Annotated in this window: 7 protein-coding genes, 1 other RNA gene and 1 pseudogene; 8 read left to right on the top strand and 1 reads right to left on the bottom strand. The window is 67.2% G+C overall.

Annotated elements, in window-relative coordinates:
* A partial coding sequence (locus KVT45_RS53815; RefSeq protein WP_217562250.1) for a BBE domain-containing protein occupies positions 1-205 on the top strand: 205 nt, incomplete at its 5' end.
* A gap of 18 nt (positions 206-223) precedes the next feature.
* On the opposite strand, the gene KVT45_RS53810 is transcribed toward KVT45_RS53815, so the two are convergent.
* On the bottom strand, positions 224-538 hold the full coding sequence (locus KVT45_RS53810; RefSeq protein WP_217562248.1) for a helix-turn-helix transcriptional regulator: 315 nt from the start codon (positions 536-538) through the stop codon (positions 224-226).
* Between the two features lie 184 nt (positions 539-722).
* On the opposite strand from KVT45_RS53810, the gene KVT45_RS53805 reads away from it, so the two are divergent.
* The 7 genes and pseudogenes from KVT45_RS53805 (at position 723) to KVT45_RS53775 (ending at position 10,691) form a co-directional block, all read left to right on the top strand.
* Positions 723-2,219: an MFS transporter gene (locus KVT45_RS53805; RefSeq protein ID WP_308311164.1), complete on the top strand. Its 1,497-nt coding sequence runs from the start codon at positions 723-725 to the stop codon at positions 2,217-2,219.
* Positions 2,220-2,298: 79 nt separating this feature from the next.
* Entirely contained in the window at positions 2,299-3,825 is a 1,527-nt protein-coding gene (locus tag KVT45_RS53800; protein WP_308311163.1) for an FAD-dependent monooxygenase, read from the top strand.
* A 251-nt stretch (positions 3,826-4,076) separates the two neighbouring features.
* Positions 4,077-4,511: pseudogene (locus tag KVT45_RS53795) on the top strand (GTPase RsgA); the annotation flags it as partial.
* A gap of 78 nt (positions 4,512-4,589) precedes the next feature.
* Entirely contained in the window at positions 4,590-6,182 is a 1,593-nt protein-coding gene (locus KVT45_RS53790; protein ID WP_217562244.1) for a recombinase family protein, read from the top strand.
* A gap of 532 nt (positions 6,183-6,714) precedes the next feature.
* Positions 6,715-8,673 (top strand): zinc-ribbon domain-containing protein, encoded by a 1,959-nt coding sequence (locus KVT45_RS53785; RefSeq protein ID WP_217562242.1) that lies wholly within the window; start codon positions 6,715-6,717, stop codon positions 8,671-8,673.
* Positions 8,674-8,725: 52 nt separating this feature from the next.
* Positions 8,726-9,129: RNase P RNA component class A (rnpB, locus tag KVT45_RS53780), an RNA gene on the top strand.
* A gap of 317 nt (positions 9,130-9,446) precedes the next feature.
* A complete protein-coding gene (locus KVT45_RS53775) occupies positions 9,447-10,691 on the top strand; it encodes an IS110 family transposase (protein WP_217562240.1) in 1,245 nt (414 codons plus the stop codon).
* Positions 10,692-10,856 lie beyond the last annotated feature (165 nt).

Raw genomic sequence — 10,856 nt, 5'->3', positions numbered from 1 at the left:
CGGCGTGCCGGCACCGGACGACCAGACCTCCGGGTGTTTCGTGAACTACTGCGACATCGACCTCAGCGACGCGAGGTACAACACCTCGGACGCGCCCTGGCACGAACTGTACTGGGGTGACAACTACCGTCGGCTGCAGCAGGTGAAGGCGTACTGGGATCCGGCGGACTTCTTCCGGCACGGCCAGTCGATCCGCCTTCCCTGACGCGGGGACCGGTCGAACTCACTGCGGCTCCGGCACCCTCGCCGCCTGCAACACGGCGTCCAGGAGCCCGGGAAAGCGCTGTTCGAGGTCCTCGCGGCGCAGTGTCAACGTGTACTCGCGCCCCGCGGCCTCCTGCCAGATGAGCCCTCCCTCGCGCAGGACCCGCCAGTGGTGGGTGAGCGTGGACTTGGGCACGCCGTCGAGCAGGCTTCCACACGGGGTGGGGCCGGACTCGGCGAGGGTGCGCACCACCTTGAGGCGCATCGGGTTGCTCAAAGCGGCGAACACGTCTTCGAGTCGAATCTGGTCAGTCTTCGGGTGACGGGGTCCCATGCCGCCATATTACGAACATACGCGGACCGTAGGCCCTATGACGAGCGCCACTCGACATGGTCGCCGGTGGGGCTCGCCTTGCGACCCTCCTGCCTACGATGGTACGAGTATATACGTAACGAAAGCCGGTCGCTGGCAGTCTGCGACCACCCGGCTGCGAGCCCGCTCGCGACAAGGAGTGACTGTGTCATCCACCCCCCGTACCGGCGACGCCGATCCGGCAACACTGCGCCACCCGGGCTGGGCGCTCTTCGCACTTGCCTTCGCCCAGCTGATCATCTCGCTCGACATCTACGTCGTGTTCGTCGCGATGCCCGAGATGAAGACCGCACTCGGATTCAGTGACCAGACCCTGCAGTGGGTGGTCAGCGGCTACGCCGTCACTCTCGGCGGCTTCATGCTGCTCGGCGGCCGTGCCGCCGACCTGTTCGGCGGTCGGCGCATGTTCATCGCCGGTCTCGCTCTGTACGGCCTGTCCTCTCTGGCCGGCGGTCTCGCGACCAATGTGGGCACGGTGATCGCCGCCCGCGCGGTCCAGGGCATCGGCGGCGCCGTCCTCTTCCCCGCCACCCTCGCCCTGATCAACACCCTGTTCGCCGAAGGGCGCCCCCGCAACCGCGCACTGGCCGTCTGGGGCGGTGCCGGTGCCAGCGGTCTGACCCTCGGCTCACTTCTGGGAGGTGTGCTCACCGGCCTGTTCGGCTGGTCGGCGGTGTTCTTCGTCAACGTCCCCCTCGCCGCGGCAGCCATCGCGGTGGCGTTCTCCGTGATGCCGCGCACCGCCTCCTCGACCGGCTCACGCACCTTCGACCTCCCCGGCGGCCTGACTGTCACCGCCGGTCTGGTACTCCTCGTCTACGTGCTCGTCCAGGGGCCCGAAGTCGGCTGGGGCGACTCGTCCATCGCCGGTGCCGCCGTCGGAGCCGTCGTGCTGCTCGCCGCGTTCTTCCTCCTCGAGGCGAAGCGATCCGAGCCCATGCTGCCCATGAGGCTGCTGCGCCACCGTCACCTGGTCCCCGCAGTGCTCATCACGTTCATCTTCATGGGGACGTTCGGCGCCGTGCCGTACTTCCTGACCCTGTACTTCCAGGACGTCTTCCACTACGAGGCACTCACGGCGGGTCTGGCCTTCCTCACCCAGGCGGCCGCCATCTTCGTCGGTACCCAGATCGGCGAGCGCCTGACCACCGCCAACGGCACCCGGCCGACCCTGGTGATCGGGTTCGCGATCGGCGCCATCGGCATGCTGGCCCTTGCCCTGGGCACCGGCGCGGACCACGGATACGCGGCACTGGTCCCCGGCCTGCTCGTGATGGGCGTCGGGCAGGGCATCGTATGGACCGCCATGTGGGTCGCCGCGGGCGCCGGCATCGCGGACCGGGAACAGGGCGTCGCCAACGGCCTCGCTTCCACCACCCAGCAGGCCGGATACGCCGTCGGCCTCGCGGTGTTCGTCGTCGTCGCCAACGCCGGCACGACGACGCAGAAGGGCGAGGCCTACCGGGTCGCACTCGCCGACGGCACCCGTGTCGCCTTCTTCGCCATCGCCGCCGCCGTCCTGCTCGGCCTGCTGACGTCGCTCGCCATCCCCCGTCGCAGCACCGCCCAGCAGACCGAGTCCCCCGCGACCGCTCCGGTCGCAGGGGCCGACGCCGACCGGGTGCAGCACTCCCCCAGCTGACACCCGGCGACCAGGGGTGGTGCGGGCGGGGCGACCTGGCCCGCACCACCCCGCTCAGCACGAAGGTGAGGAATACACAGTGGAACAACCGCCACCCCACGCCGCGGAGGACCCGGTCACCAGCGATGTGGTGATCGTGGGCGGCGGCCCCGTGGGCATGCTGCTCGCCCACGAACTCGCGCTGCAAGGCGTTCAGCCCCTGGTGGTCGAGAAACTCCCCGTCCCTTCCGGAGTGTCGAAGGCCGGCACGCTGCATGCCCGTACCGTGGAGAGCCTGCACCGGCGTGGGCTGCGCGAAGCCGTACAACCGCGGCCGGCCCGCGGCAGACAGACCAGCGTCCCCTTCCACTTCGCGGGGATGTTCGATCTGGACCTTGCCGAAGTGAGCGCGGAGGGCCCCGTCATCGTCGGAAGCCCCCAGGCGTACGCCGAGCACATCTTCGCCGAGCGGGCCGGCGGACTGGGCGCGCGGATCCTGCGTGGCCAGGAGTGCACCGGCGTCCACGACGAGGGCGACAGGGTCCGCGTGGACCTCCAGGGCGCGGACGGAACCCGGCACCAGGTCACCGCACGGTGGGTGGTCGGCTGCGACGGGGTGCGCAGCGCCGTCCGCCGCACTGCCGGCATCCCCTTCTCCGGCACGCCTGCCACCGTGTCAGCCCTCATGGGGGAGGTGCGCCTGCTCGACCCCTGGACCGCGCCGGCGGGCTGGCAGCGCACACCACGTGGCTGGACCCTGGTCTGGCTGAACCCCGCCGGGCACAGCCGGGTGTGCACGTACGACTTCCGAGGTCCCGCACCGGACCGCCACGCGCCGGTGGCCTTCGAGGAACTTCAGCTGGAGATGGAGCGGATCGCGGGCCGTCCCGTGCCGATGGACGACCCGCACGACCTCACCAGGTTCAGCGACGCCGCCATGCAGGCCGAGAGCTACCGCAGCGGTCGTGTTCTGCTGGCCGGAGACGCCGCCCACGCGCATTTCCCCATGGGCGGACAGGGCCTCAACACAGGCCTGCAGGACGCCATGAACCTGGGCTGGAAGCTCGCGGCCGAGGTCAAGGGATGGGCCCCGTCCGGACTTCTGGACACCTACCATGCCGAACGGCATCCCGTGGCGGCCCGTGTCCTCTACAACGTGCGCGCCCAGGTGGCCCTGATGCACCCGGGGGTGCTCACGGACTCACTGCGGGGCCTGTTCAGCGAGATGATGCACCTGCCGCAGGTGAACGAGTTCCTGACCGGCATGCTCAGCGGTACTGACATCCGCTACGACGTGTCCCTGCCCGACGACGCCCTCAGCGGGACGTTCGCCCCCGACCTGCGGTTGAAGACCGCGCAGGGCACCACCACCCTCGCCGCACTGATGCGTGACGGGCAGCCGCTGATGGTTCACCTGCCCCAGGCAGCCGACCAGGTCACTGCGGCCGCGCCCTGGTCCGACCGGCTGTCCGTCGTGGAGGTGGTACCGGACTCCTCCACAGCGATGCCGGCCCCAGCACTTCTGATCCGTCCGGACGGCTACCTACTCTGGAGCGCGCAGAGGCCACGAGCACAGACTCCGGACCTGGTCGAGGTCATCACCAAGTGGTTCGGCACGCCGGGCTGACAAGTCGGTGCCGCAGCGAATAAGGGTTGGCATCGCGGCGTCTGTGTCCCATACGATCTGCGTCAGCCGCTGAGTACGTGTGAGCTCTTACAGGAACAGGAGGTGAGGACCGTGATGACTGTCGTTGCGCTGGGCGCTGCCCAGATCCAGAAGTTCATCCATCCCACCCCTGTGGTCTCCGGCTGAGCCTTCCTGCATCGTCCGCGCCTGCAAGCGCGTGCAGCCGGGGCCGCCCCTGTGAAGGGCTTCCCTTGAATCTCTCTTCTCTTTCGGCTTCGTCGCACCCTCTCGCCCAGTACGGCTGGGACGAGAGGTGGGCGAAGGAGTTCGCCCCCTACGCACCCGAAGGGCTGCTGGCCGGGCGTGTCGTCCGGGTCGACCGCGGGCAGTGCGACGTCGTCACCGCCGGCGGGCTGCTGCGCGCCGACACCGCGTTCGTCACCCCGCACGATCCGATGCGCGTCGTGTGCACCGGCGACTGGGTCGCCGTGGAACCCGGCGGCAACCCCCGTTACGTACGCGCGTATCTGCCGCGCCGTACCGCCTTCGTGCGCTCCACCTCCTCCAAGCGGTCCGAGGGGCAGATCCTCGCCGCCAACGTCGACCACGCGATCGTCTCGGTGTCCCTCGCCGTCGAGCTCGACCTCGGCCGCATCGAGCGGTTCCTGGCGCTGGCCTGGGAGAGCGCCGCCTAATACAGCACAGCCCTCACCTGCACAGATATGCCGTTTGGAGCGGCCGGACCTGTGTTGTAGGAGGGAACTATGGCGAAGCAGATGGTGGCGGAGGAGTTCCGGGACGCGACTCCCGAAGAGCTGGCGGGTAAGCGTCCGGACGACCTTGCTGATCTCTATCTCCGCCGCAGCAAGAAGCGGGAAACGGTCGAGACGCTCAAGCAGCACGCCCGCGATCTCCGCCGAGAGATGGACCGGCAGGGGCTCACCGTGCGCAAGGTGTGGCTGGAGCAGCGGAGCGCCTCCAAGGCGCATGTCCGCCGGGTGGAGCTCGAAGGTGCGATGGATGCGGTCATCGCCGGCGAGGTCAAAACGCTGGCGGTGTGGAAGACGGACCGTTTCGACCGACGAGGTATGGCCGCCATCGGCAGCGCCCTGGACGAATTCGACCGGCGCAGGGCGCGCCTCTACGTCCTCCAGGAGAACCTTGACTCCAGTCAGCAGGGCACCCGCATCGTCTTCGCCATTCTGGCCGAGCGGGCCCGCGAGGAGATCAAAGACCTCACTGTGCGAGTCACCACGGGTAAGACAGCCGCGCGTGCAGCGGGAATGTGGCCGGGGGGCCGAACGCCGTATGGTGTTCGGTCTCCAAAGGGGTCGGGGCGGATAGAGGTGGATCCCTCCGAATACCCGCATGCACGCCGGATCGCGGATGATCTCTTGCTCGGGCGGTCGGCGATGCGTGTGGCGCACACTCTCAACGGTGAGGGAATCAAGACCCGCGACGGGGCTCGCTGGGATGCGCGCGCGATCACGCGCATGGTCCGGTCTACAGCTTGGGCCGGCCTCCTGCCGGAGAAGAACAGGCTGTATGACGAGTTCGACCAGCCACTGGACGTCTGGGTGCCCACGGACGAACCGGTTCGCGACGTTGAGGGCAACCCGGTCGTCATCGGGGAGGGCGTCGTGACGCCGGGAGAACGGCTGCGAATTCTTGCTCTGATCGACGATCGTGTCGCGAAGATCGGTGGAGGGTCGCGAGGAAAGCGCCCGCACACCACGTTCCTGGGGGGCGTCCTTGCCTGCCCGCGCTGCAAGGGGTCAATGACTGGTAGTGGCGGTAACCGAGGCCGCATGTACAGGTGTCGCACGCGCACGGTGCACGGCAAGGAAGTTTGCGCCGGCGTCGTGGTTCGTGCAGAGCGAATAGACGCAGCTGTCGAAGCGATGTGGCTGAGTCACGTCTCCGCACTCGAATACGGAGACCCTGGCCTCGACGCGATCGTCCGTCGTTGGACTGTCCTTCACGACGTCGAGCGGGAGACGCGAAGGAAGGACGTCATGGCCGCGCTGGATGCCGCCAAGTCCCGTCGCGACAAGCTGGAGCACGATTTCTACGTGGAGGGAACGATGGCCGAGGACCGGTTCAAGCTCTTGTCCGCTGAGCAGACATCAGTCATCGACACGCTCGAAAGCGAAGCCGCTGAGCTCGCGCGCGAAGCCGACCTGTCGATCTTCTTCGCGGATGGCCAAGCACTGGCGGCAGCATGGCAGGAGTCGACGATGACTGACCGGCGCATGCTGCTCGGGTGCGTCCTGAAGTCCCTGACGATCACTCCGGCTCGCCGTCAGGGGGACCCGACTCCGATCATGGAAAGGGTTGTTCCTAAATGGGTGGCGTGATGCAGTTGTAGCGTGTGGGTCGCTGATTCGAATCCCGCATGCGGCCAATGAATGGCTTAGGTCAGACACGGCCGACTTGAGCCATTCACCGCTCTGGGGCACAGAACCCGGCGTAGCATCCGAGTCTCGTTCCCGTCCGGCATAAGCCCAGTTCAGAGCGTGTGCGGCAAGGCAAGATTGGCAGGCCGGGTCGAATCCGGGTCGAATTTCGACGTGCGAGCGCAGAGCGACGTTCGTCGCCCGAGGCGTCAATCGGCGAAAGTGCTGTGACCAGGGGAAAAGCATCCGACAGCCGGACACCTCGGACGATATAAAAATATCGTCCGAGGTGTCCGGCTTGGTTAAATGCGGATGATATGGACATCGGTGCGGCTCTGTCAGACCTCGCTCGTATCCTCACGCCGTGAGCGCATCTCAAGGTTCAGACGCGTCCGGGAGTGATGCGGCAGCACTCGCCGCCTGGCCACCTCAGCCGACGCCCCTCGACGTTGGGATCGGTGGGCGCGAGGACCGGTTACGGATACTTCGGCAGATGCGGTCCGTCTGGGACGACTTCAATGGGACCCGCCGTGAGCTGATCAAGAAGGAACTCGCGGTGGCCCAGGCCCGGCAGGCTGAGGTCGTTGCTTACTGGAATCGGCACAAGATCACGGTCATGTACCGGTGGGACAACCGTACCGGTGGTCGTGGAGAAATGACCGTGGCGGACATCCCCGAGGTCGCTGCGCAGTGGCACCAAGACAACCTCGTCCATCCCGAGAACGTCTCGGCGACAGCTCAGAGACGCGGCGAGGTCAGTCCGTACATGTGGCAGTGCCCCCTTGCCTTCGGCCATGAGCCGTGGCCGGCCTGGCCCAAGGACCGCATTCAGAAGGGGGCAGGGTGTCCCGAGTGCCGTCGATTGACCCGGCTCGCGGACCTTCCGACGCTGGCTGCTCAGTACCGTGGACAGATACCAGCGAGCGACATCACCCACGCCTCACACGAGAGTGTGCCGTGGGCCTGCCGGACCTGGTCGGTCGATCCAAGTACCGGACTTTGGCGGCCGGTTGAGCACCGTTTCGAAGCGGTGATCAAAGAGCGGGCGCTTCAGGGGAACGGCTGTCTGGTGTGCGCGGGGTACGTGATCGACGACACGAACTCGCTGCTCACCTGGTTCCCAGAAATCGCGGACGAGTTGGATGCTCCGGACCTTGATCCGCGTTGGCTGCCGACGAGCCAGCACAACATTTCGCGAAAAGATGCTGCTGCAGCGGGCAGCGCAGGCACGTACGCGGCCTTGTCCTGGAGGTGCCGTCACGGCCACGTGTGGGAGGCCACGATCCTCAACCGTGTCCAGGGCACCGGCTGCGGCAAGTGCTCGACTTCTGGGATATCGAAGGAACAGGTCCGGCTGGTGGCTGAGCTGTCGGGACTCATCGACCTTGTACCGCCGACGAGCAGAGACCCGCGGCTGCCGGACGGCGTGCCCGACTTCGCCTCGCACCGTCTCACAGTTCCGCCCGAGCATAAGCCGGCCCACTGGCGCTACAAGGACGTCGAGGTCGACGCGGTCTTCCATCTGCCTCATGGCGTCCGTGTAGGCCTTGAGTACGACGGAGCGTTCCACCACTCGGCCAGACAGAGAGACCGCCGCCAGTACGAGAACGACAAGAGCCGGGTACTTGTTGAAGCAGGGATCCTGGATCTGCTCATCCACGTGAGAATCGGCGATCTGCCGGAGATGGAGGCTCCCCACGCTCTGGTCGTAGCGGTACCTGAACGGGCCACGGCCTACCAGCAGGCCAGCGCGGTGGCCTCGGCCCTCTCGGCGCGCTTTCCCGAGGCTACGCCGGGCCTGGACGCCTACCTCAACGGTGGCACTGCTCGGCACGAGGCCGCTGCCGATGCCTACATCACCGCGGTATGGGGCGAACTGCGCCCTCCGCGCCGAAAGCCGAAGAAGGCGGCCCCGCCGACACCGCGTCGCCTCTCCCCGACGGCCCCGCATACAGACAGCCTGCTGTCGCCCGTTTCCGAGCCCTATCGGAATCCGGAAAACCCAGATGAGATTGTCCGCGACTACCGGTGCGGTTGCGGCAATCCCGAGATCATCACTTCTGTCCAGTCTCAGGTCACTTCCGGGAACACCCGTAGTTGTGGATGCCTGGCTACACAAGCCAGGCAGCGTCCGCGACCAGTTATCCCCAAGACTGAGACGCACGCCGTCCGAGCCTGGGCTCAACAGCGGGCGATAGCCATCGGTGGCAGCGGGCGGGTCCCGGACCGGGTGACCGCTTCCTTCCGACTTGACCAAGCCGGGCGTGGCGATCTGCTCGGCCCAGATGGGCTGCTTGCCGAGGCGCGCGTTCGTGAGTGGGCAATGGCCGCAGGACTTCAGCTGGGAGCGAGGGGCAGGGTGACCGGAGAGCTCTGGCTCGACTACTCCACGAAGGAGCTCGCGGCTGGGGCGCAGATCAAGGAGGCTCCGGATCCACTCTTCGGTCGCTGATCGAAGAAACAAGGAGCCGCGCCTGGTCGGCTAACATGGTCGACACGGCAGACGAGCCGGGCGGACGGCCGCGTGTAGCTCCTCAGGGGGCTTCCCGAGGAACGTCCGGACTCCACAGGGCAGGGTGGTGGCTAACGGCCACCCGGGGTGACCCGCGGGACAGTGCCACAGAAAGCAAACCGCCCAGTGCTCAGGCGCTGGGTAAGGGTGAAACGGTGGTGTAAGAGACCACCAGTGCCCAGGGTGACCTGGGCAGCTAGGTAAACCCCACCCGGAGCAAGGTCAAGAGGAGCGCCGTGAAACGTGCTCTGCGCGGACGTTTGAGGGCTGCCCGCCCGAGTCCGCGGGTAGACCGCACGAGGCCAGCGGCAACGTTGGCCCTAGATGGATGGCCGTCTCCCCGGCCGCCGCGAGGCGACCGGGTGACAAAATCCGGCGTATAGCCCGACTCGTCTGCCACGTATTTTCGCAGGTCAGCGACTCAGCGCACCTTCGGTGCGCGCCGGGGGCGTGGTAAATGCCGTGGCGCACGCCGAAGGTGCTTCTGTCCGCCCTGACGTGGGCTGAAGCCGGTCCGGGACGCTGAAGGTGTTCGTTCCGGCCGAAACCGAGGCATCTGTGATGCCAGTGAGCTCGCAGGTCAGCATGGTGCCGAGGGCCGTCCACGGGAACCGTGGAGTGTTGCTGTGAGCACGCGCGTCAGAATTCCTGTTCCACCCTGGCCCTCCCGGAACGGCGAGCTGTCCGGCCGTCGGTGAGGGAGGGACAAGACCGTGGACGTGCTGCACGAACGCTGCGCCGGCCTCGACATCAGCAAGAAGGACGCCAAGGCGTGCGTCCGTACCCCGAGCACAAAGCGACGGGGGTCGTTCATCACCCAGACCACGACCTGGGGTTCGACGACGAACCAGGTCCTCGCGCTCCGCGACCACCTGCTGGCCGCCGAGGTGACGCTGGTCGTGATCGAAGCGACGTCGGACTACTGGAAGCCGTTCTACTACCTGCTGGCCGAGGAGCTGAACGTGATCCTGGTCAACGCCCGGCAGGTCAAGAACCTGCCCGGCCGCAAGACGGACGTCTCCGATGCCGCCTGGCTGGCCCAGCTCGGCTCCCACGGTCTGGTCCGCCCCTCGTTCGTGCCAACCGCTCCGGTGCGCGAGCTGCGGGACCTGACCCGGGCCCGCACCCAGATGACCCGCGAACGGGGGCAGATCGTGCAGCGGCTGGAGAAGCTGCTGAAGGACACCGGCATCAAACTCGCCGCGGTCGCCTCCGACATCATGGGCGTCTCCGGCCGGGTCATGCTGGAGGCCTTCATCGCGGGTGAACGCGACCCGCAGATCCTCGCGGACCTGGCCAGACGCAAGCTCCGCAACAAGATCCCCGAACTCACCGAGGCCCTGACCGGCCGCTTCCGCGCCCACCACGCCTTCCTCACCCGGCTGCACCTGGACCACTACGACCAGCTCACCGGCGCCATCGGACAACTCGATGAACGGATCGAGGAGGCGATGGCCCCCTTTCGAGGCGCCCTCGACCTGCTCGACACCGTCCCCGGCATCAACCAGGCCGTCGCCGAAGTGATCATCGCGGAGACCGGCGGGGACATGACCCGGTTCGCCTCGGCCGGGCACCTCGCGTCCTGGGCCGGGGTCTGCCCAGGACGCCACGAGTCCGCCGGCCGCACCAAAACCACCAAGGTCCGCCCCGGCAACCCGTACCTCAAAGGCGCCCTCGGACTCGCCGCCTTCGGCGCAGCCAGAACCAAGGACACCTACCTACAAGCCCGCTACAAGCGGCTGACCGCCCGCCGCGGACCGATGAAGGCCCTGGTCACCGTGGAGCACTCGATCATCACCGCGATCTGGCACATGCTCACCGACAACGTCCCTTACCACGAACTCGACGGCACCTACTTCGTCCTGCGCGACCCCGAACGCGCCACCCGCCGCGCGGTCACCGCCCTCAACCAGCTCGGCTACACCGTCACCCTCAATCCCATCGAAGGCGCAGCCTGACCGCTCACAGACCAGTGCCCGGCGGCCACACTGACCACCGGGCACCGAGTCCTGCCCAAACAGCCCCTGAACCGGACCTATTTACGCGTCAGACCGCGTTTGAGATCTGCCGTGCCGTGGGGCTGGCGGGGTCGTTGAGCTTGGTGTGGGTGGTCTTGGGGGTGG

It is taken from the genome of Streptomyces sp. GbtcB6 (genome assembly GCF_019091475.1).
Taxonomy (GTDB): domain Bacteria; phylum Actinomycetota; class Actinomycetes; order Streptomycetales; family Streptomycetaceae; genus Streptomyces; species Streptomyces hyaluromycini.
Note: the sequence above shows the minus strand (reverse complement) of the source record. Positions and strands in the feature narration are given on the sequence as shown.